The organism is Streptomyces collinus Tu 365, from assembly GCF_000444875.1.
Classification (GTDB): Bacteria; Actinomycetota; Actinomycetes; order Streptomycetales; family Streptomycetaceae; genus Streptomyces; species Streptomyces collinus_A.
In genome coordinates this window covers 18,754-40,092 of the sequence record NC_022001.1, presented here as the reverse complement: position 1 = coordinate 40,092, position 21,339 = coordinate 18,754, and the positions used below count along the sequence as shown (strand labels likewise).

The 21,339-nt window shown below is 69.6% G+C and carries 21 protein-coding genes; 8 read left to right on the top strand and 13 right to left on the bottom strand.

Annotated features, from left to right (window positions below):
• Positions 1–88 precede the first annotated feature (88 nt).
• Positions 89–577, top strand: coding sequence for a trypco2 family protein (locus tag B446_RS35555; protein WP_237751148.1), 489 nt, complete (start codon positions 89–91; stop codon positions 575–577).
• Position 578: 1 nt separating this feature from the next.
• On the top strand, positions 579–3,569 hold the full coding sequence (gene fxsT / locus B446_RS35550; protein ID WP_052352411.1) for an FxSxx-COOH system tetratricopeptide repeat protein: 2,991 nt from the start codon (positions 579–581) through the stop codon (positions 3,567–3,569).
• A gap of 425 nt (positions 3,570–3,994) precedes the next feature.
• Here the strand turns inward: fxsT and B446_RS35545 are convergent, their stop codons facing one another.
• From B446_RS35545 to B446_RS36370, 11 genes are all read right to left on the bottom strand, one after another.
• On the bottom strand, positions 3,995–4,204 hold the full coding sequence (locus B446_RS35545; RefSeq protein WP_020945065.1) for a hypothetical protein: 210 nt from the start codon (positions 4,202–4,204) through the stop codon (positions 3,995–3,997).
• Positions 4,205–4,218: 14 nt separating this feature from the next.
• Positions 4,219–4,680 carry a DUF6197 family protein gene (locus B446_RS35540; RefSeq protein ID WP_237751147.1) on the bottom strand — a complete coding sequence of 154 codons (462 nt, stop codon included), beginning with the start codon at positions 4,678–4,680 and terminating at the stop codon, positions 4,219–4,221.
• Positions 4,677–6,896 (bottom strand): hypothetical protein, encoded by a 2,220-nt coding sequence (locus tag B446_RS35535; protein WP_020945063.1) that lies wholly within the window; start codon positions 6,894–6,896, stop codon positions 4,677–4,679. The genes B446_RS35540 and B446_RS35535 overlap by 4 nt, the downstream gene beginning before the upstream one ends.
• A 13-nt stretch (positions 6,897–6,909) precedes the next feature.
• Positions 6,910–7,302 carry a hypothetical protein gene (locus B446_RS35530; protein WP_020945062.1) on the bottom strand — a complete coding sequence of 131 codons (393 nt, stop codon included), beginning with the start codon at positions 7,300–7,302 and terminating at the stop codon, positions 6,910–6,912.
• 17 nt (positions 7,303–7,319) lie between these two features.
• Positions 7,320–7,790, bottom strand: a complete 471-nt coding sequence (locus B446_RS35525) for a hypothetical protein (protein ID WP_020945061.1) — start codon at positions 7,788–7,790, stop codon at positions 7,320–7,322.
• 757 nt (positions 7,791–8,547) lie between these two features.
• Positions 8,548–8,766: a hypothetical protein gene (locus B446_RS35520; RefSeq protein ID WP_234491171.1), complete on the bottom strand. Its 219-nt coding sequence runs from the start codon at positions 8,764–8,766 to the stop codon at positions 8,548–8,550.
• Between the two features lies 1 nt (position 8,767).
• Positions 8,768–9,400, bottom strand: a complete 633-nt coding sequence (locus B446_RS35515) for a hypothetical protein (protein WP_020945059.1) — start codon at positions 9,398–9,400, stop codon at positions 8,768–8,770.
• A gap of 171 nt (positions 9,401–9,571) precedes the next feature.
• A complete protein-coding gene (locus tag B446_RS35510) occupies positions 9,572–11,842 on the bottom strand; it encodes a large alanine-rich protein (protein ID WP_020945058.1) in 2,271 nt (756 codons plus the stop codon).
• 313 nt (positions 11,843–12,155) lie between these two features.
• Positions 12,156–12,590, bottom strand: coding sequence for a hypothetical protein (locus B446_RS36375; protein ID WP_020945056.1), 435 nt, complete (start codon positions 12,588–12,590; stop codon positions 12,156–12,158).
• A 144-nt stretch (positions 12,591–12,734) separates the two neighbouring features.
• Positions 12,735–13,028, bottom strand: a complete 294-nt coding sequence (locus B446_RS35495) for a hypothetical protein (protein ID WP_020945055.1) — start codon at positions 13,026–13,028, stop codon at positions 12,735–12,737.
• Between the two features lie 233 nt (positions 13,029–13,261).
• Positions 13,262–14,056, bottom strand: coding sequence for a hypothetical protein (locus tag B446_RS36370; RefSeq protein ID WP_148305764.1), 795 nt, complete (start codon positions 14,054–14,056; stop codon positions 13,262–13,264).
• Positions 14,057–14,461: 405 nt separating this feature from the next.
• Between B446_RS36370 and B446_RS35485 the strand changes: the two genes are divergently transcribed.
• From B446_RS35485 to B446_RS35475, 3 genes are all read left to right on the top strand, one after another.
• Positions 14,462–15,220, top strand: a complete 759-nt coding sequence (locus B446_RS35485; RefSeq protein WP_043479836.1) for a GntR family transcriptional regulator — start codon at positions 14,462–14,464, stop codon at positions 15,218–15,220.
• 181 nt (positions 15,221–15,401) lie between these two features.
• Positions 15,402–16,439, top strand: a complete 1,038-nt coding sequence (locus B446_RS35480; RefSeq protein ID WP_052352407.1) for an AAA family ATPase — start codon at positions 15,402–15,404, stop codon at positions 16,437–16,439.
• Positions 16,436–17,005: a phosphotransferase-like protein gene (locus tag B446_RS35475; protein ID WP_020945050.1), complete on the top strand. Its 570-nt coding sequence runs from the start codon at positions 16,436–16,438 to the stop codon at positions 17,003–17,005. The genes B446_RS35480 and B446_RS35475 overlap by 4 nt, the downstream gene beginning before the upstream one ends.
• Before the next feature lie 7 nt (positions 17,006–17,012).
• On the opposite strand, the gene B446_RS35470 is transcribed toward B446_RS35475, so the two are convergent.
• Together B446_RS35470 and B446_RS35465 are read right to left on the bottom strand one after the other, a co-directional pair.
• The gene (locus B446_RS35470; protein ID WP_020945049.1) at positions 17,013–17,852 is read right to left on the bottom strand and encodes an NAD(P)-dependent oxidoreductase; all 840 of its coding nucleotides are present in this window, start codon (positions 17,850–17,852) and stop codon (positions 17,013–17,015) included.
• Positions 17,853–17,856: 4 nt separating this feature from the next.
• Complete coding sequence (locus tag B446_RS35465; RefSeq protein ID WP_020945048.1) at positions 17,857–18,501, bottom strand: HAD family hydrolase; 645 nt, start codon at positions 18,499–18,501, stop codon at positions 17,857–17,859.
• A gap of 157 nt (positions 18,502–18,658) precedes the next feature.
• Between B446_RS35465 and B446_RS37825 the strand changes: the two genes are divergently transcribed.
• The 3 genes from B446_RS37825 to tpg all read left to right on the top strand — a co-directional run bounded on the left by B446_RS37825 (position 18,659) and on the right by tpg (position 21,260).
• Positions 18,659–18,937, top strand: coding sequence for a helix-turn-helix domain-containing protein (locus B446_RS37825; RefSeq protein WP_020945047.1), 279 nt, complete (start codon positions 18,659–18,661; stop codon positions 18,935–18,937).
• A 453-nt stretch (positions 18,938–19,390) separates the two neighbouring features.
• The gene (locus B446_RS41235; RefSeq protein WP_148305763.1) at positions 19,391–20,446 is read left to right on the top strand and encodes a hypothetical protein; all 1,056 of its coding nucleotides are present in this window, start codon (positions 19,391–19,393) and stop codon (positions 20,444–20,446) included.
• Between the two features lie 259 nt (positions 20,447–20,705).
• Positions 20,706–21,260, top strand: a complete 555-nt coding sequence (gene tpg, locus B446_RS35445; protein ID WP_020945044.1) for a telomere-protecting terminal protein Tpg — start codon at positions 20,706–20,708, stop codon at positions 21,258–21,260.
• The last annotated feature ends 79 nt before the right edge of the window (positions 21,261–21,339 follow it).

Below are 21,339 nucleotides of genomic sequence, written 5' to 3'. Positions count from 1 at the left end.
CGCGGCGAGGAAGACAAGAGCGAGCAGGGTGCAGTCGGCGGAGCGGCGCAGCTTGCGGAAGTGCTGCGGGGCGCATGGCGTATGGGACATGCTGATTGTTTTCCGGGGGCGTCAGTTCGGCGCGGTATATGGGGGTGCGGTGGAAGCGAAGGTCACGTTGGCGGAAGCGTTGCGGGAGCTGCGGCGTGAGTTGTACGCCGCGCAGGACGACGGGGCTGGCCAGCAACTGCGGTTCGAGGTGGAGCAGGCACAGCTGACGCTGGATGTGGAGTTCCGCCGCGATGGTGACGGCAAAGTGAAGGTCGAGGTCGGCCTTCCTGGGGTCAAGGCCGGCGCGGAAACGGGTGGCACTTTGGAGGCTACGCATCGTCAGACGCTGACGCTGAGCCTGCAGGTTCTTGACGAGGCCCTGGGCGGTAGTCGTGCGAAGATCCGCCGGCCCTCCGCGGAGGACGGTGCCAGCGCCACCGCCGCAAAGTCCACCGGTGCCGAAGCCCCCGAGCAGTCCACGAGTGCTGAAGCGCCGGATGAGACGTCAGGTTCTGGAACCGGGGCGAAGCGACCGTGGGAGCAGTGACATGGATGCACGGCGCCTTGTGTGGGTGCGTACCGGGCATCCGGGGGGTTCCGGTTCCGGCTATCTGATTGGGCCCCAGCTCGTGCTGACCGCCCTGCATGTGGTGCTGCCGGACCAGCGGTGGGCGCTGCAAGTGCAGGCGCGGGTGGGGCATCCCCGTTTCGGTAAGGTTGTGCACAGGCGGGCCGAGGTGTGCTGGCCGGACCCTCTGGAGGGCGTGCCGGCCGAGGATGCCCTCGACATGGCCCTGTTATGGCTTGAAGAGCCTGTTTCTGTGGAGAGTGATCCGGTGCGGTGGGGGCGGCCCGGAGGAATCGTGCCGCTGCCGTTCGAGGGAGCCGGTTTCCCCGCCTTCGCCGACGAAGCAGCCCGCGGGGACGTTGAGCACCTGCGGGGCGAGCTGCCGGTAGTGTCCACGTCGTCGTCCGACTGGGTTCTGGACTGCCGGGTGTGGCCGGACCTTGGACACGGCGGCGAGCGGCTGTGGGCGGGCGCGTCGGGGGCAGCGATCTTCTGCCGGGGCCGGCTGGTCGGAGTGGCAGTTGAGGACAACCGGCCGATGGGCGGGCGCCGTCTACAGGCCGCACCCGTCCACGAAGCGCTCAGCCTGCCCGGCTTCGCCGACCTAGTCACTCGGCACGGTCATCACCCTGGCACGACTGTATCTCTGGAAGAGATCACCGCTGCGCAGGCAGACACGGGGCGAAACGAAGCCCCCGTGACACAGCCGGTGGTGCCTGTGCCGATCCCTCAACTGGCGACGGCGTTCCAGCCCCGCAGCGTTCTGTGGGACCAGATCGACGCAGCATGGTCGGACAACCGGTCGGTTGTACTGACGCAGGAACAGCCGCGCGTACTGTCCGGTGGGGGCGGTGTCGGAAAAACCCAGCTCGCCGCCGCCTACGCCACTAACGCCGTCAAAAATCGCACCGACCTGGTCTTATGGGTAGCTGCCGCCGAGGTGCAACAGGTGACCACCCTCTACGCGCAGACAGCCAGCACCCTGAAACTGCCCGGCGCCAGCGGTGAAGATCTGGAAGCGGATGCCCGCTTGCTGCTGGACTGGCTGCGCAATACAAGCCGCCGATGGCTTGTCGTCCTGGACGACATCACCGACCCCTACGGCATCCAGCCACTGTGGCCCGCCAGCCAAACCGGCAGCGGCCGAGTGCTGGCCACCACGCGCAGCAGGGACGCCTGCCTCACTGGCAACGGCCGTATTCGCATCGACATCGACGTCTACACCCCCGCCGAATCCGGCACCTACCTGCACCAACGCCTCAGCGCCGAGAACATGGGCCACCTCCTCGACGACCACACCACGCAGCTCACCCACGCCCTGGGACACCACCCTCTCGGCCTCGGCATGGCCGCCGCCCACATGATCAACGAAGAACTCACCTCCACCCAGTACCTCGCCCGGTACAACGACCGACATCGCCTTCTGGATGAGGTCATGCCGCCGGCCGCAGATACGGAGGGCTACCTCGAGCCGAAACAGCCCACGCAGGTCACAGCCGCCCTCCTGCTCTCCCTCGACGCTGTGCAAGCCAGCGACACCACCGGCTTCGCCACCACAGCTCTGCGCCTGACCGCTCTTCTCGACCCCGCCGGCCACCCCCACGCCTTGTGGAACACACCCGCCCTCCTTGACCGCCTCACCATCCACCACACCCCTGTCTCACAAGGCGACGCCACCGCATCACACGCACCGGCTACCGCCGAGCAGGCCCACGCTGCCCTGCGGCTCCTGCACCGCTACGCATTGCTGACCTGCGACACCCGGGCCGAACCCCGCGCTGTCAGCATCCACGCCCTCACCGCCCGTGCCATCCGCGAAACCATCGCTGCCGACGAAATACCGGCCCTTGCCGCGGCGGTAGCCGACGGCCTCCTCCAGCTCTGGCCCGACCCCGACCAGCACCACGCCGAGCACGCCGCCGTCCTGCGCGCCAACACCAGCGCGCTCTCCAGTCACTCCAACGATTGCCTCTGGCACCCGGACAGGCATCCGGTCCTTTACCGCGCGGGCAACAGCCTCCTCAACGCCGGGCTGGCCGCCTCCGCCACCGCCTACTGGCAGCACATGATTTTGGAAAGCGAACGGCTACGGGGCGGTGAGCACCCTGACACGCTCACCGCCCGCGGCAACCTCGCCTCCTCCTACCAGCAGGCGGGCCGGACCAGCGAAGCGATCCAGCTGCTGGAGCAGGTGGCAGCCGACACGAAGCGACTACTGGGCAGCGAGCACCCCCACACGCTCACCGCCCGCGGCAACCTCGCCGCCTCCTACCAGCAGGCCGGCCGGACCAGCGAAGCGATCCAGCTGCTGGAGCAGGTGGCAGCCGACCGAGAGCGACTGCAGGGCAGCGAGCACCCCCACACGCTCACCGCCCATGCCAACCTCGCCGCCACCTACCGGCAGGCGGGCCGCACCAGCGAAGCGATCCAGCTGCTGGAGCGACTGGCCGCCGACACGGAGCGACTACTGGGCAGCGAGCACCCCCACACGCTCACCGACCGTGGCAACCTCGCCGCCTCCTACCGGCAGGCGGGCCGCACCAGCGAAGCGATCCAGCTGCTGGAGCGACTGGCAGCCGACACGGAGCGACTACTGGGCAGCGAGCACCCCCACACGCTCACCGCCCGCGGCAACCTCGCCTCCACCTACCGGCAGGCGGGCCGCACCAGCGAAGCGATCCAGCTGCTGGAGCGACTGGCAGCCGACACGGAGCGACTACTGGGCAGCGAGCACCCCCACACGCTCACCGCCCGCGGCAACCTCGCCGCCACCTACTGGCAGGCGGGCCGCACCAGCGAAGCGATCCAGCTGCTGGAGCAGGTGGCAGCCGACCGAGAGCGACTGCAGGGCAGCGAGCACCCCTCCACACTCACCGCCCATGCCAACCTCGCCCATGCCCGTGATGCTGCGGCAGCTGTACAGCGACCAGATGCAGAAACCCCCACTTGGCGAGGGATGCGAGGCCAGTGAGGGCGGCGCCGTTGAAGGCGAGGAGTAAGTGGCGCCAGCGCTGGCCCACCAGTAGTGGCCCATGGTCTTGACGTCGTGCAGGCCGCTAAGCGTGCCCGCGATGCGGGCGTGGAGCGCGGCCGGTGGGGGCGGGGCGGCGTACCAGCGGCCGAGGCGGTCTATCTGGCCAGCCATTTCGTCATCGGGGACCCGCCGTGGAGGGTCTGCCGGTGGGCCTCGCCCACGGCGGCCGGGGCCTTGATTTCGTGGACGACGGGGCTGGTGACGGCAGATGGTGCAGCGGTAGCAATATCGGCGCAGGGTGGTCGGTCTCCCGAGAGATGGGTGAGGTGCGGGCAGGGAACAGCGACGCCCCGCCCGGAGGGTCCGGGCGGGCGCGAGGCCGAGCTGGGTCTGGGTTCCTCCGCGTCTGGGCGGGGAGACGGTCAGGTGTTGATCTGCCTGCGGACGTTCTCGACGAGGCGGAGGATCTCGTGGGCCATGTCGGTGATCGCCTGGAGCTGCCTGTCGATGACGGCCGGGTCCGAGCCGGTGAACGAGAACGAGCGGCCGTCGTCGCAGTCCGGCTGCGTGCCTGTGAACGAGAACGACCGGTCGTCACGGTCCGGTTCGGGGTTAGTGAACGAGAACGACACGGGCAGCTCCAGCGTCAGATGCTCATGCGGCGGGCGCGCCGGATGGCGGCATCCCACACGCTACGCACCTGCGCTCCGGTGTGGGAATCGTTCCAGGAGGGGATCGTCTCCCACTTCTTGCCGTGCTGGCGGCGGGCCTCGTCCAGGAGGAGGTTCCCGGCGTCGCAGTAGGCGGCGTTGCGGGCGCCGGCCGCTGCGCGCAGCGCGCCGATGGAGCAGCGGGCGCCCTCGGGGTGGACGAGGGTGAACCTGGCCCAGCCGTGGGTGTCGAGGAATGCGAGCGCGTCGGTGAGGGTCCTTTCCACCGGGCCGGTCCGGCGCACCGGCGGGGCGGCGGGGCGGGGGGACGGCACGGAAGCCGCCGAGGCCTCGGTGGCTGTGGGCTCCGGGGTGGGGCCGGGGTCGAGGAGCTGGAACGCCTTCGCGTACAGGTCTTGGTCGATGGGGGTGAAGTCGGTGTCGGTGCGGGTGTTCATGCTGCCCTCCACAGGCCGTTCTCGTTGGTGACCTCGTCCCGCTTCTTCAGCTCGGACAGGCGCGGCTTGATGTTTTTGGCGGAGGTGCCTAGCTTTCGGGCGATGGTCTCGGCGGTCATCGGGATGGACTGCTCCCGAAGGAGCTCGAGGATGCGCGGCTTGATCAGCTCCTGTCCGTCGGGCGCTCCAGCGGCTGCGCCAGGAGCACCGGGCCTGCTGGATCCGGCGATTGTCTGGAGGCCGCTGGAGTTGTCTTGGGGTGCCTCGTGCGAGGAGGGGGCGCCCTGGGCTGCGGCGAGGAGGTCGGTGAGGCTGCCGATCAGGTTCTTGCCGCGCTTGTCGACCATGGGGGTCTGGGTGATCGCGTCGCGCTCGCGCCAGGCGTCGCAGTTCTCGATCCCGACCGGCGGTTCGCCTCCGGCGAGGGAGACGGGGGCCACGTCCAGGTGCAGGGAGCGGAACTGGATGGCCTGTGAGCCGGGGGTGAGGAGGTAGCCCAGGCCGAAGGTGCCGTCCTCGGGGGCGGCGGCGGCCTCGGTGGCCAGGCCGCTCATGTCCCGGTTGCTGACCTTGGCGTACTGGCCCGGCCACTGCGAGGGGATCATCGACAGGTCGATGCCCTCCGCGCCCTCGACCGCGTTCGCGCCGACCAGGTTGCCCTGGCCCCTGGCGCAGCGCAGGAACACCGCGCCGCCGCCGATGAGGAGCTGGGAGCGGATGACGGTGGAGTTGCCGAGGTCTTCGGCCAGCGGGGTCTGGGTGGCCAGGACGACGCCGATGCCCCGCTTGAGGGAGCGTCGGGTCAGCTGCTCCACGATCGCCTTGGCCTCCAGGTGGTACGGGGAGGAGACGGACAGCAGCATGTGCGCTTCGTCGATGACGACCAGGACGAGGGGGTCGGTGAAGGGGAAGGCCGGGCTGCGGTAGCGGGCTTCGCGGTCGAGCATCATCGCGTAGGCCAGGCGCAGCGCGCCCATCGCCTCGTCCAGGCCGTCGCCGAGGTAGGCGGACAGCGAGGCGCCGGCGATGGTGCCGGCCTGCGGGGAGGCGAGGACCACCGCGATGCGGGAGCGGTGGGCGGAGAGCAGGATCTGCTCCAGCAGCCCGGACTTGCCCGACCTGGACCCGCCGACGAGGTAGAGGTGGCGGGCTCCGGAGCCGGGCTGCGCCAGGGGCAGGAGGGCGGGGCGGCCGTCGACGTAGGTGCCGGCGCGGATGTAGCCGCGGGAGTCCATCGACAGCTCGTCCACGACCGAGGAGAGCATCGTGCCGTGCATCAGCGCGTGCTCTCGCATCACCCGGATCCCCATCTGCGAGGGCTTGTCGCCGGGGGCGAGGGCGATCTGGATCGTCTCCAGCTCCAGGTTGCCTGCGAGGTCCTGGAGGTTGACGGTCCCGATCGCCCTGCGGTCGCGGGTGGCGATCCCTTCCCAGTCCAGCGGCCCGTCGTAGCGGGTGACGGTCAGGGTGGTGCCGGGCATCGCGCCCTCCGGCACGGCCACGTACGCCGCCCAGACCTCCTCGGGAGTCGTCGGGGTACCGGCCACGATCTGCGGCTGCGCCGCCGGCACCTTCAACTGCACGGTGACGGGCAGGGCGTTGGGCGCGTAGTGCTTGGGGTCTCCCAGCTCGACCTGGGAGACGGGGATCTGGTAGACGGCGGCGATGTCGGCGGCCCTAACCCGCACCTGCTGGCCCTGGGGCAGCGTGATGATCCCGGTGAACGACACGTGGTCGTCGTCGGCCTCGAGAGCGAGGTGCTCCAGGTTGGCCCCCACCTGGATGAGCTTGCGGTCCTCGGTCTGGGTGGGGCCGGAGATGAACTCCTTCCACCAGGCAGTGATGAGTTGTGCCTGGGACGTCAGGCCGACCGCCGCACCCGCACCCGTAGTCGTGGTCGCGGGTACGAGGGCGGGGGTGTGGTCGGCGATGTTGCGGCGGTGGGCCAGGGCGGCCGCCCCGGCCGGGACCGCGAGGCCGAGGGCGATCAGCGGGGTCCCGCCCGCGGCGAGGACCTCGTGCGCGGCGATGCCGCACCCGGTGGCGGTGAACCCACATCCGATCAAAGACCGCAGTACCGGGGCGGAGACGCCTACGGTCCAGGCCCCGGCTCCGGCCGCCGCGGCGGCGAGGGCGGACCAGGGGCCGGCCACGAGAGGCACTACCGCGAGCGCGGCGGGCGCGTACTGGATGAACTGTGCTCGGGTCGGCCCCACGGTCTGGATCTCCTTACTGCTGGGTGTAGAAGGTGGCTTCGGCCATGTCGACGGGGGAGGTGGTCACGGCGTCGGCGATGCCGCCGTGGTCGTTCTCGGTGGTGGCCTTCGCGTCGTCTGCGGCCGCGGAGGCGCTGTCGGCGGCGGAGGTGTAGGCGCCGGCCGCGTCCTTGACGCCGGTCATGGTCAGCGCGGCGTCGGCGAACTCAGCCGTGGTCGCATCGTCGACGGCCAGCGCCTTCATCGTCTCGGCGGCGTCCAGCATCTGCTCGGCGGCGTCGTCGACGTCGGAGGCGAGCGTGGTGACGGTCTGGGCGTGCGCGTGGACCTTGTGCGTGAGCCAGGCCAGCTTGGTGCGCAGGGCCGCGTAGTTAGCGGCGTCCTTCAAAGTCTCGGTGGTGCTCATGCGGGGCCTCTCCTCTTCTATCGGGCGTTGTAGAAGTCGCGTTCGGCGGGCTTGGTCAGGGGGGAGTCGGCGACGGCCCGGAAGATCGGTCCGTGGCGGAGCTCCGCGTTTGCGGAGGCGGTGCGGCACGCTTCCTCGCCGCCCTGGATCTTGTCGTGGAGGTCTTTGGCGGCGGCGGCTTGGAGGTCGAGCTGCTCCTTGAGCACCTCGCACTTGCCGAGCAGGTTCGCGCCGACGCCTTGCGCGGTGATCTCGGCGATGAGCGTGTCGCAGTCCGTGGCCAGCTCCGCGGCCTCGTCCATGAGGTCCAGGCAGGTCTCGGTGCTGGACTGGCACAGGGTGGCCGAGCCCTCGGCGAGGTCGATGACCTGGGTGAGGGTCATGACCTCGCCGCCGCTGTAGGTGCGGGTCTTGCCGGCGGCGGTCGTGACGTGGGTGCCCTTGTCGTCGACGGTCGCGGAGTGCGGTACGGGCGGGTTGGGCTGCATCGCGGGGTCCTTTCTGATGTGCTCGGGCAGCGGGACGGTGCGGGGCGGCGGGACCGTGCCCGCCGGGGGGACTACGGGCCCCGGCGTTGTCGTCGGCGGGGTCGTGGGAGGCGGGGGAGCCGTTGGCGGTGGGGGAGCCGTTGGCGGTGGGGTAGCGGACGGTGGGGGAGCGGACGGTGGCGGCGCTGTGGGGGGCGGGGTGCCCGGAGGCGGGGGCGTCGTCGGCGGGGCGGTTGTTGGGGGCGCCGTCGGTGTGGTCGGCGGGGTAGTCGGGGGTGTGCTGGGCTTGGGCGGCACGGTGGTCGCGGAGGGCCCTGGATTGGGTCCGGTAGAAGTGGAAACAGAAGGCTTTCCGCTCGGCTTTTTGAGGTAGGCAGAGCGCCAGCCGTCGCGCAGGCCACCCGAGAAATGTGCGCCCACCAGAAGCCCGTAATGTGTTTTCGCCGCGAAGTTGTACGGCGCGTTTCGGAATGTTTCCGGTGCCCGGGTCGGACTCCATTTCTCTTTTGGTTTGGCGGGGGGTTTTTTAATTCCCGCCTGTTCGTATTTCCCATGCGTTTTGTCCACACCGAACAGATAGCTGATGGCGAGGAGTACGAGGAGTTCCACGACCCTCCCTTCTGTGACTCTGTGTTGTTTCGGACGGTTACCGGTTACTGGTTACAGGCCCGCAGGACACCGGTTCGCGCCGCCTGGTGGGCGGTTCTGGGGGTGTCTCGGGGGCTGTAACTAGTAACCGGTAACCCCTGGCGCGTACTTAGCGTGACGAGGAGCTGATGTTGTTCACAGTCGTGTTCGCCGTGTTGAAGACCGACTCCAGGGTGGTCCGGATCTGTTCGCTGAACGGCGTGTACGGCAGGAAGATCCCAGAGACGATCAGCATGATGCAGATCACCATCTGCTTTCCCTTGGTCTTTTTGAAGGTGAAGAACACGGCCCAGCAGAACAGGGCGAGAGCAAAGAACTGAAGCGTCATGTCAGGCACCCTTCTCGAAGGTGAATCCCTTGTCGTTCGTGGGGGTTACCGCGCCCGAACCGGAGGGGGCGGAGAGCTTTTTGTAGGCGATGAATCCGCCGCCTCCGACGAGCGCCACCCACAGCCACGGGCTGGAGGTGATGCCGCCGAGACCGCCGCCGGAGCCAGCGGATTTCTGGGACTGGGAGGCCGCACCGCCGAGGGTCGGGGCGTCGCAGGTGGGGATCCTCGCGACGTCGTACGAGGCCGCCTTGGCGACCGCCGCCGCACGGGACTTCATGCACTCGCGGTAGACGGTCATCTCCCGCTCGTAGGTGACCTTGGCCGCGGCTTCCTCGGTCTGCGCCCGCTGCTTGTCGGCCTCTGCCTCCACCAGGGCGTTCGCTGCCTTCTCCTTGGCGCGCGCCCGCTCCTGGGCGGCCTGCTCGCCCTGCATGCTGGTGACGGCGACGACCGTGCCGCACACGGCGACGACGGCGATCGTGCCGCACACGGCGAGCGCCGCGGTGTTGCGGCGCATCCCGCCGACCGCGGTGGACAGACGCGAGATGGCGGGCTTCTCCGGCTTCTCCGACGTCGGGGGGGTCTGGGGGTTCATGAGGCTGAACTCCTTGTCCCAGTCGATTCCGGACATGGGCTGCTGACTCCTTCTCGTGTGGTTCGAGCCCGCCCAGGCGTGCCGGAAGCGGGTTCTGATCTGGGGAAACGTGCTGTACTGGACGGGTGGCTGCTTCCGGCAGTCGCGGCGAGGGCCAGCCCGATTCGAGCGGGCTGGCCCTCACTGGTGTGTGCCGGACGGGGTGGGTCAGGTGAGGTATTTGTCGGCGTCCTCGGGCCGCAGCAGGCCGGCCTCCTTCAGCAGCCGAACCGCGCGGGGCTGGTTGACCGAGAGGTCGGTACGGACCCGGTAGAGGGTCACGTAGCCGTCCTCGTCACGCGGGAGCGCCTGTACGAGCGGGAGGAGTTCTTCGTCCGTGCGGGCGGGCGTACCGGGCCGGTCCGTACCGCCTGTACGGCCCGTGCCGCTGGTTCCGGTTGCACGGGAGGAGACGGTGGCCGTACCGGTACGGCCACCCTGTACGCCCTCGCGGCCGGGCTGTGTACGGACGCTGACCGTGCTGCCGCGTCCCTGTACGGCCGCGTGTGCCGTACCGGTACGCCCTCGGGCTGCTGTACCTGTACGCGCCGCCCCGTCCGGGGTGGTGTGTACGTCGTATGTACGGTCGCTGTACTCCCTGGTCAGCGCCCCTTCACCTCCGTCGTGGTGCGGGGAGTGAGTCAGGGCGGATACGGGATCCGTACCGTCGCGTCCGGGGCCCGTACCGTCCGCTCGTCCGCCGCTGTTCGCGGCGTACAGGTCATTCGTACGGCCGGACGTCGTGCTGTCCGTACCGTCCGTCCGGCGATGCGTCCCTGTACGGGCGAGCGTTCCGTTTCCGTCCGTGCCGGCACGGAGCGGCGTTGCGGTGGCCGTACCGGACGGCGTATCCGTGCCGCCGTGTCCGTCCGTCCCGTCGGTGTACATGAGGGTGTGGACGCGCCAGATGACGGCCACGAAGATCAGGACTACGAAGGTGGTGAGCTGCCACGGGGCCGACCCGCCCTCGGGGACGAGCTTCGCCTGGTCGGAGAGGTGGAAGACGACGTTGGCCGACGCCATCAGCAGCAGCGCCGGCACGATGTCCTTCTTGGTGCGGAACGCGGTGACGCAGTAGACGTCGATGCTGACCGGCAGGAGCGGGGCGACGTAGTCGTTGATGCCGACCATGCGGGCGAGTTCGTACTCGCCGGAGGCGGCGAGCCCGACGCCGGCGGCCAGCGCGACCCACGGCGCCGCCTTCCACAGTTTGCCGCCAAGGTTCTGCCGCCGGCGGCGCCACTTGGCGGCGGATTTCTTGGCCTCGCGGGCCTCGTTCAACAGCCGGCGGGCGCGGGCCTCGTCGGCCTGTGCCCGGTCGGTGATGCCCTTGGCCTTGCGCTCGGCCTCGGCGGTGATGCGCGCGGCCTGCTTCTGGGCGGCCTCGCGCAGCTCCTGGGTGACGGACGTGGCCTCGGTGCGCAGCTTCTCGCGCTGCCGGTCGCACGCTGTCTTCAGTCCGGCGAGCTCCTCGGTCAAAGCCTGGCGCTTGGCGGCGGCCTCGGTGTCGAACTTCTCGCCCAGCTGGCGCAGTTCGGCGCGCAGTTCGGCGCGGGCCTCCTCCGCCTCGGTGTGGGCGGCGGCGACGTGGGCGTCGGCCTCGCGGCGCCGCTCGGCGGCAGCCTCGACCGCGTCCGCGTACAGCGTCTCCGCCTCGATGCGCCGGGCGTCGTACTGCTCGGCGGCGGCCTTGGCGAGCTGGGCGTGGCGCGCGCGGGCCTGCTCGACCTCCTTCTGTACGGCGGCGAGCAGGTTGTCGGCCTCCTCGCGGGCTCGGGCGAGGATCTGCCCGGCCTCGGCGCGGCGGCCCTCGACCAGAGCGCCGATCTCGGTGAGGTCGGCTTCGGCCAGGCGCCGCAGTTCGGCGATGGCGGATGCGGTGGCCTGGTGGTCGGCGGCGGCCAGCTCGGTCAGCTCCGCGACCTGCGAACGGGCCTGCGCGAGGAGCTGGTCGGCGCGGGTGCGGGCCTCGGCCAGGAGCTGGTCGGCCTCGCCGCGCAGCTTCTGCGCCTCCTCGCGCACCGTCTCGGCTTCGGTGGTGACCGCCGCCCGCTGGGCGCTGGCTTCCTCCTGGGCGCCGAGGGTGACGACCTCGGCGCGGGTGCGCGCATCGGCCAGCAGGGCGGTGGCCTGCTCATGGGTGTCGGCGACGGTGCGCGCCGCCTGCTCCTCGGCCTGCGTCTGTAGGACGAGGGCCTGCTCGCGGGCGGTGTCGATGATGTCGGCGGCCCGGTCCCTGGCGTCTAGGAGCCGGGCCAGCGCCTCCCAGTCCGGCCCCGGCCCCGACCCCGGCGCGGGGGCGGGCTCGGTGGCCACCGTGGTGCCGGGGCCCTCGCTCAGGCCGACTGTCGCGGTCGTCCTGATGGCCGTGGTGGTCTTGACCCTGGTCGTCGTCTTCTTGGCGGGAGCCTTGCGGGCAGGCTGGCGTCGGCTGCTCACCGGCGGGGTCCTTTCTGGTGTACGCCTGCCGGGCCGTCGCCTCGGGTTAGGGACGGCGGCCCGGCAGGGCTTGAGGGGGTACAGGCGCGGTGAGCTGCCTGGTAGCGATGGGAAAGGTCTTCGGGCACGGGGTTGGGCTGTCTTTCGCGGTGGTCGGTGATGCGGTGCCCGGCGTCCCACACGGCGGCCGCCGCCAGGGCGGCGGCCGCGAACAGCAGACGGGCGAGCGGATGGGTGGGACCGACCGCGGCGGCGGCCCGGGCGGCGCGCTGCTGGGCTGCCCGGGCCGCTTCTATGAGGTGAGGCATAAGGGTTAACGGCAGGCGTCGCAGGTGCCGCCGGGCCAGTCTTCGAACCAGCCGCCGCACACGTTGCACTGCCCGCCGCTGGACGCGGGGGCCGGGACGGCATCGGCCGGCCCTGGCGTGAGGGTGCGGGCCTCGGTGCAGCGGCACTGCCAGAAGCCGCACACTCCGCAGGCGTCCTGCTCGTCCTCGTACAGGGCCGCGATCCGGGCCCGCATCTCCGCGACGGTGCGCGGCGCGCGTCGGTGGGCGGGGATCGTCGCGTCCTGGGCGCGGACCACGGCCAGGAGGTGCGCGCCGAGCGCGGCCGCGGGGGCGGCCCGGTGCGGGCGGGCGTTCTCGCAGCGGGGTGTGCGGTGGGAGTTGATGGCACTGAGGACGCGGGAGAACGGGTCGTGCTCTGGTGTCGGGGTTTGCGGGCGTGACATGATCGCCGTGGTCATGGAACTTGCCTTCCTGATCACGGACGGTCCCGGGAGGTCAGAGTCGCGGGGCCGTCCTTTTGTCGTGGCGGGCCGGTCGGCCTGCCACGGCCCGTCTCCCGCCCTGACTGCTCTGGTGGGCGGGAGGCGGACCGTGGCGGGTCGTCAGGCAGCCGGCGCGTAGAGATTGGAGTCCGTGGCGGGGCGGACCAGGTAGTCGCTGTCGGTCCACACCGTGCCGACGGCGAAGGGCTGACCGTCCGGACGGAGGGTGTCCCGGACGATCACCGCCCATCGGGCGGCCGCCCGGCGCAGCAGCTGCGCGGCGTCGGCCGGGACCGTGACGAGCGCGAGGACCTCGAACCGGCCATCCACGTTCTGGTAGATCGCGCCGGGACGGCGCGGGCCGATCTCGTCCTGGACGGTGGAGCGGGCCGGGCGGAGTGCGATGCTGTGCACGTGGTCAGTCCTTTCGCGACGGGATGAGACCGCGACAAGAACCCCCAGGGGCGCAATCCCTGGGGGTTCGTCGCATGTAGACCCCGCGCGATGCGGGGCAGTGCGTCCTGCGCACTCCACCCGCCACCGCGCCCGTGCGGGCGCGGTCGAGGATGGGCAGCGCAGGGCTGCGGGGGAGCCCGGCAGAGGTGGCGATGCCGGGGCGAAAACGACCGCAGCCGCTCTCGACAGGGTCAGTTGGCGTTACCGCGCATGGGGTGAAGGGTTTCCAGCGGCACGTTGCGGGCCTCGGTGGGGGCATCGCCAGCGGGTAGCTGCGCGCGCCGGGTGTCTGCGTCCTGCACCTTCGGGAGAACCGCAGCCCACTGGGACTTCCGTTTCGCGGGGGCCGCCACCGTGTAGTGGCGGTCGAATCGCTGGCGCTCCCGGGCGAAGACCTCGCGGACGGCCTGGCGCTTGGGCTCCTGGCGGAGCAGTCGGAGGAAGGTGACGGCCAGGCGCTCACCATCGCGGCAGGGCAGCGGTTCGCCGTCGCGGGCGGTGGCCTCGCCCCTGCAGGCCGGGCACTGCTGCTTGTGTCGCCGGAACGCCTGACGCACCCGTTCCGCGCTGATCGAGACGGGCGTGATCTGGCTGGCGGCCGGTGGCTGCGTCGTCTTCGGTTTGCGCAGCACCTTGGTGGCTCGGCGGGAAGCGGTGGTCGGGGCCGCCTCGATCAGCTTGGTGCGCCAGGCGTCAACCTCGACATCGAGGGTGACCCGGCGGTTGGTGCCACCCGTACAGCGGTGCGCTCCGGCAGTCCCGGCCTGGCCGGTGTGGTGGGGCACTAACTTCGGCGTTCCCAGCATGCCGGTGATTGGGACCCAGGTGGAGCAGTCGGGGCAGACCAGGTGCTCCTTGCCAGGGGTTAGGTCGAGCTCGTTGGCCTTGAGGCCGGAGACGATGATTGGGGGGCGGTGGTTGATGTTTGAGGTGCGGGTCTTCCGGCGGCGCTTGTGGGCCGTCGGCATCGCGGGGGTCGTGGTCACAGGGGACTCCTCGTGATTGGAAGGACGGGCGCGTGGGCGCGTCGCGGTGCTCTCTCCGCCCGTCAGGCCGCCCGGGTCGATCCCAGCGTTCTAGTGGACGGACAGCGCATCTGCACTGCGTGTGCACGTGGAAGCCGCGTCAGCCAGATGACTGGTCCGGGGGATTTGGTGGAGCTATCCACCCCGGCCCTCCCCCTAGGGGAAGGGGCTTCCTGCGGCATTGCCCGCAACCTCGGTACCGAGGTTGCACACTCAGTGAAAACCATCCTCGGTATCGATGTCAACAACCTCGGTACCGATGTGTGTCTGTAGCCGGTATCATGTCCGTCCTGCGGACACGCCTGGGACCCCCCGGGCACCTCGGTAGCAATCCCTCCTAGGATCGGTACTGAGGTAGGGAGACCGATGGCAGCAGACGAGACGACACCGCCCACCAAGGCCCAGCAGATCGCCGATGAGCTGAAAGCCGCGATCGAACGAGGTGACTACAGGCCTGGCGATCGCTTGCCCGGAGAGAACACACTCGCCGAGCAGTACGACGTCGCGAGCCTTACTGCCCGGAGGGCGCTGAAAATTCTGAGGACCGAGGGACTCATCGAAACGAAGAGAGGTGCCGGCGCCCGTGTAATCTCGTTCGATCCCATCCGGCGTCGCGGCCTGCAACGACTGGCCCATGAGCATTGGGGAAGCGGTAAATCGGTCTGGTCCGCAGACGACAGCCGTATTCCAGACGTCGATCAGCTCACGGTCACGGAAGGCGTTCTCCCGCCTCGCCACATCGGCTCGGTTCTTGAGCTGCCTCCAGACGAGACGGTGTGTGTACGAAGTCGTCGATACCTGATGGCCGGGCGCCCCGTCATGATCGCCGAGTCCTATCTGCCTCAGTCGCTGGTGACGGGGTCCCCTATCACGCAGGCCGACACAGGTCCAGGCGGCATCTACGCCCGCCTTAGGGACCTCGGTCACGCGCCAGCCCGGTTCCGGGAGGAGGTGCGGGTCCGTATGCCCACCGCTGAGGAAGCGACCCGGCTGGCCATTCCCACGGAGAGGTCGGTTATTAAGTTGGCCCGCACGGCCTTTGACTCGAAAGGGCGAGCCGTGGAGATCAACGAGATGACCATGGATTCGGCCGCCTACGTACTGGACTACGAATTCGACGCCTGAGTGCTCCAACTCCCGCACAATGCACTCCACCTGATAGCTCGTCTTGTGTGGGCTATCACACTCGCTAGAACTGAATCGCAACATCACAACGTCTTGTCGAAGCTCGTGCGCATCGGCGTTCACGAGTTTTCAACATCCGCTTACACATGGGATTTGCGGCTGCGGGCCTAGGCTCCCAGTCATGTCGATGACGGAGGGGATCCGGGTGGGGAAGCACCGGGCAGGATGGCGGCCAGACCGGCTGCGTGAGCAGCGCGAGGCTCATGGTCTGACTTTGGAAAAGGCTGGTGAGCGCCTCCGTGAGATGGCCGAGCACGCCAGACTCAAAGGCATCCCTGCTGCGAATCCGCAGACCCTGTGGCAGCACGAGCAGGGGGAGGTCTACCCAGGTCCGCATTACCGGCGCGCCTACTGTCTTCTCTACCGTGCGACCGAGCCGGACCTTGGCTTCCGTGCCGCTCTGCCTGGGGAGGAGACGTCCTTCAAGCTCACGCCGATGGAGGACCGTCTCAACGGCGCGCACGTCTTGGCCGTTGAGCGCGCCATCCATCGCATCGCGCCCGGATCGGAGGAGGCCGACCACTTCGACCTGCAGCAGCGGATCATCGACGCCTGGAAGCGGAGGCACACCGGCGGCGACCCCCATCGCCCCGTGCTCATCCTGGTCGGAGGCTTCGCCGGCAGCGGCAAGACCGAGCTCGCCCGCTTCTTCGTTCAGCTCACGGGCTGGCCGCTGCTCGACAAGGACCCGCTCACCCGGCCGCTTGTGGAGCGGCTCTTGATCGCGCTGGGCGGTGACGCCAACGATAGGCACACCGACCTCTACCGCGAGCAGGTCCGGCCGGTGGAGTACGACTGCCTGATGCAGTCGGCCATGGCCAACATCAAGTGCGGCATCTCCACGGTGCTCACCGCGCCGTTCATTTCCGAGATGACCGACCCGGCCTGGATGCAGCGTCTGACCAACAGGGCCGGCTCGATGGGGGTCGATGTCTTCCCCGTGTGGGTGCGCTGCGACGAAGAATCCATGCGCGAGTACATCGGATTCCGGTCCGCGGCCCGCGATGCGTGGAAGCTGGCGCGGTGGGACGAGTACATGGCCACGATCGACCTGGAGCTGCGCCCGGCGGTGCCCCACCTGGTCGTCGACAACCGCCTGGGCACTGCGGTCACGCTCGCAGATCAGGCCCGGCAGGCGATGGGGGCGATGTACGCATGACGGCGAAGCAGGGGGTGATTCTGTACGGGCCGCCAGCCTCGGGCAAGGACACCGTCACCAGCGCGCTCACGGAGCTGAATCCGAGATACGTGCAGTTCGCGCGGCTCAAGGTAGGGACGGGCAAGACGGCCGGCTACCGGATGGGCACAGCGGAGCATCTGAGTGAGCTGGAGGCCGCGGGCGACATCGTCTACTCGAACAGCCGCTATGGCAACACATACGTCATCGACGCGCCCGGCCTGGACGCGGCGTTCGATGCCGGTGTGCCGGTGGTGCACCTCGGGCAGGTCGACGGCATCCGAGCACTGGTCGACGGCTACCCGGCCGACTGGTCGGGGGTGCTGCTGTGGTGCCCGCGCGAAGTAACCGAGCAGCGGTCGGCGGAGCGCGACGACAGGGACACCGCGGCGCGCCTGGCGGCATGGGACGCGACCCGCGAGGACCTGGACGCGCACCCGGGCATGATCTGGGACCTGACCGTGGACACCACGGCGTCGGCTCCGCAGGACGCGGCGCGGCTCATCGACCAGCTGCTGGCGCAGCGGGCGGGAGCGACAACGGCATGAGCGCGGGCTACGGCTGGGCAAGTCGGTCCAAGGCGTCGGTAAGCGTGAGCTCGCCGTCGTCCTTGGCGTCGTTCCACCGTGCCAGCGTCGACGCGGCCGCGCGCAGCATCTCCGGCGGGAGGCCGGCGGCCGCGAGCGCATCGGCAGCTTCCTCCAGCTCCGGGCCCCAGCGCCAAGCGCGGGCGGCGGTCTTGGAAACGTACTGCGGCTCGGACAGGTACGAATCGGTGCGCCTTGATGCGACCTCGATGAGCTCCTGGTCGACGCCGTGCTCGCGCGCCATGCCGATCGCGAGCGCCACCAGCACTCGCGATGTCTTCTGGAAGGCGGCGTACGAGAGCTTCAGCGCGGATGCCTTCCCGATGTCCGTGCCGAGGAGTGCCGTTCGAACGGCGGTGCCTGCGAACAGCGCCTCCACGCGCTCCGTCGCGCCGGACGGGCCGGACAGGTACAAGGTCGGCTTCTTGCCGCCGACCGGCGGGGAGCCGACGACACCGCCGTCCACAACGGTCGCGCCGTGTTCGAGCAGCCCGGCGATCCGCTGCACGCGCGTGGGATTGATGGCGTTCGCTTCCACGTACACCCCGGCGAAGCGGTGCCCGGCGACGTCGCGGGCCAAGTCCTCGGCAGCGGCCGGCGGGCAGAGGCTCATGACGATGTCGGCGCGGTCTAGCAGCTCGGCCAGTGTGGCAACGGGCGTCAGGCCGAACTGGGCGGCGCGCTCCACGGACGCGGTGCTCCGCCCGGTCTCGCACCACAGGACCTCGGCCGCGTTGGTCGCGGCGCAGGCGGCGACGGCAGCGCCCATGCTGCCAGGGTGGAGGATGCCGACAGTCGGCTGGGCCACGGTGCTACTCCGTCTCTGCGAGCAGGATGGTGATGGCGTCGGTGACGTCGTCGACGACGTGGTGCGCGGCGGGGAGTCCGTCGGGCCAGGGGCGGCCGCGGAGCCAGATGGTGCGCAGGCCGGCTCGGTGGCCGCCGCCGATGTCGCCGGTCGGATTGTCGCCGACCATCCAGCCGCCGTCCGCGAGGCTGACGCCGCACCGTGTAGCCCCAAGTTCGAAGAGGCGCCGGTCCGGCTTGCGGATCTCCAGGTCGCCCGAGGCGGCGACTCCATGGACCAAGCCGTCGAGGCCGGTCCCGGCGAGTTTGGCGCGCTGGATGTCGCCGGCCCCGTTGGTGATGACGCCGATCGCCCAGGCAGCGGCGCGCAGGCGGGCCAGGCCCTCGAGGACCGCGGGACGGCAGGTGACGGCGGCCGCCATGAGGTCGACGTACTCCTGCCACAGGTCCGCGGCCGGCGCTTCCAGTCCGAAGACTTCCCGCAGTCGGGCGAAGTCTTCAGCGGTCGCGCGGTCGGCAAGTTCAGTGCGCAGCCACTGTTCGGCGCCTGTGGGAAGAGCGCGGGAACGGCACAGGCAGCTCACGGCGTCGTCGAGCGCCGACTGACGATCGACCAGCGTGCCATCCAGGTCGAACAGGGCAAGGGGCATGTGGGCGACCCTACCCCTGGCTCTGGCAGCGCAAATACTGGCAAAGCACCACATCTACAACTCCCGCTCCCGAAGGACGCACAGCTGACACGTCTTCAAAAGCTCTACATGGAGCTGCTTTCTATGTACAGTTTGGGATCACGAGGAAGGGGGAGTGATGAATGATCTGAACGAAGCTGTCGACGCGCTGCTCAGTCGGCCTGCTGACGTTCTTCCTTCTCCTGAGGTTCGGGCCAGGCTCCGCAAGGCATCCGGACTCACGCAGGAAGAGGTCGCGCAGGCCTTCGGCGTACACCGGATGGCATTCCTGCGCTGGGAAAACGGTCAGTCCATGCCGCGCCGGCGGCACCGCGACGCATACCTCCGCCTACTCAAGGGCTGGGCCGACAGACACCCCGAGGCAGCCCTCGGATCCGACCTTGCGAAAGCAGGCTGAGGTGCACGGCTCCTACTGGCCCCCCTAGAAAACGCCGAAGCGGCCCTGTCGCCACAACAGGACCGCTTCCTAGCGAATCGACTCACCAGCCCTGGAAAAGCTTCGAGTCGTGAGCAGCGAGGTGACCTCGTCTGCCGGGTGATGCCCGTGGGCCCGAAAGCCCGCGTGGTCACCTATACCCAGAGTATGCGCAGGAGATTGCGCAACGCCACTACTCCGGGATCCACATAGGTCACATTCTCTGGTCGCGGCTCCCCTACCTGGGGAGATGTACCCCTTGCACCACCAGACGCTCTCAACGGCCGCGCCGCAAGGTGTCCGCCCTCTTGAATCCGGCGGCGCGTTGCACCAGAGGCCGCCCGTCATGCTCACCGAAGCCGTCTCGATGACCGGCAGGCCCCCGATCGCGGCCACCGCAGCTTCCTGCGCCTGGGCCCAATCAGAGGGGGCCCAGTGATCCAGCACATGAACCTGGTGTTCCAAGCCGAGGGACTGAGTGTGGGAGAGGGCGCGTTCCTGATGGCGTGCTGCAATCACACCGACGCCAAGGGCTACGTGATCGCGCACATGCAGCAGATCGCGGACGAGGCGCACATGTCTCTCAGGTCCGCGCGGGACCAGCGGGCCCGCCTGGAGAAGCGCCGGCTGCTCAAGGCGGGGGAGCGGTTCAGCCCGAAGAACGGGGCGCAGCTCGCCAACCTGTTCCGGATCAACCTGGACTTGCTGGCCAGCATGAAGCGCAAGCGCACCGACTACGGGCCGTCTCTCGTGGAGGAGCTGACCTTCGACGAGGGGCACGCGGAAAACCCCAGCTCAACCCCCCCGGCGAAATCTGCCGCCCCTCCGTCGCCCCCCCCGGCAGATCTCGCACCCCCCCCGGCAAATCTTGCACCCCCCCCGGCAAATCTCGCAGGGGCAGGGGCGGCGAAATCTGCCCCCCTTCTCCTTCCTTCTTCAGATCCCTCTTCTCTCCCTCCCCGCGCGGGCGCCGCGCCTGATGCTGATGCCTCCCTGGGCCCAGCGCCGGTAGGAGAGAGAGAGAACGAGGCTCCGCCCGAGGGACACAACCCCTCCGAGGCTGAGGTGCCGCAGCAGCGTGAGCGTTCAAGCAGGAGCACAGCGGCAGGGGGGCGGGTCGTGGCCGCGTACGCCGCTGCCCTCGGACGGCCGGTGCTGAACGGCACCAGGGCCAAGCTGGAGCGCCAGGCCGTCGAGCTGCTCGGGCAGGGGCTGCCGGAGGCGTGGCTGTGCGACCGGGCACGGGAACTCGCGGTACGTGGCTGGGCCGACCTGGTTCAGCATGCGGAGCGGTCCACCGCGCCGATTGAGCAGCTGCACGAGGTGCCCGGTACCGGCCGGCCCGGTCCGCCGGAGTGGTGCGGTGAGTGCGGCGACGGCACCGGTACTGCTGCCCGGCTGAACCCGCGCTTTAGGAAGGTCGGGCCGGAGGACGCCCGGGAGCTGTGTCCACGCTGCCACCCCGACCGAGTCGCCCGTGCGACCGTGTGAAGCACGCCGTGCGTCCATCCCCTGCGCTTTCATCCCGTCCGGGTCTGCTTCCCAGGCGGCGGGGTCGGGGAAGCGCCCAGATCGCCGCGCAGAGCTTCGCCTCATCTGCCTGATTCCGGCCCAACGCAAGTGTGCGGCCCTTACCAGCCCTGAGTGGCCCTCTCGCGGCCGATCACCGGTCCGGTGGGGGAGTTTGCCGCCGGACCGGTGATCGGCCGCCAGGCGCCACTCCAGCCGATCTTGAAAGGAAGTCTTTACGATGGGTCTGGTCTCCAATGGCCTGGACCGTGCGACACAGAAGGCGTTCACCCGCCCGATTCCGAAGTCCGCGGGAGCGCAGATGCGTTACCTGGTCCGCCAGCTCAAGGGCACCCGCTCGGTCGCCGAGCTACTCGGTGTCTCCCAGCGCACCGTCGAGCGCTACGTCAAAGACCAGATCCGCCGGCCCCGCCCCGACCTCGCCCAGCGCCTGGCCGACGCCGTCCGCACCCGCTGGCAGCCACGCGTCCGCGAACAGGCCCGCAGCCAGGCCGCGACCAGCACCGGCCTCATCATCGACACCCGCGCCCGATTCGGGTTCACCGCCGCCCCCGGCTCCACCGACGATGCCCGGATCCGGCACCTCACCCTCGCCCTGCCGCCCGCCTTCGCCGCCCGCCTCTTCGACGCCCAGCAGGCCGGCGCCAGCGAGCAGCAGCTGCGCGAGATCACCGCCGAAGGCCTCGGCGAGGCCTACTTCCGCGACGGCGGCCGCCGCGCCCACGGCCTGGAGGTGGAGTTCACCGACGTCGAGCAGCTCGACTTCGACCTGTAGAAGCCGATCTGAATGCCCGTTATGTCTGATTGTGTGTGGTGCGGTCTGGCGTCGAGGCGGGGAAGTCCAAGTGGTCGGC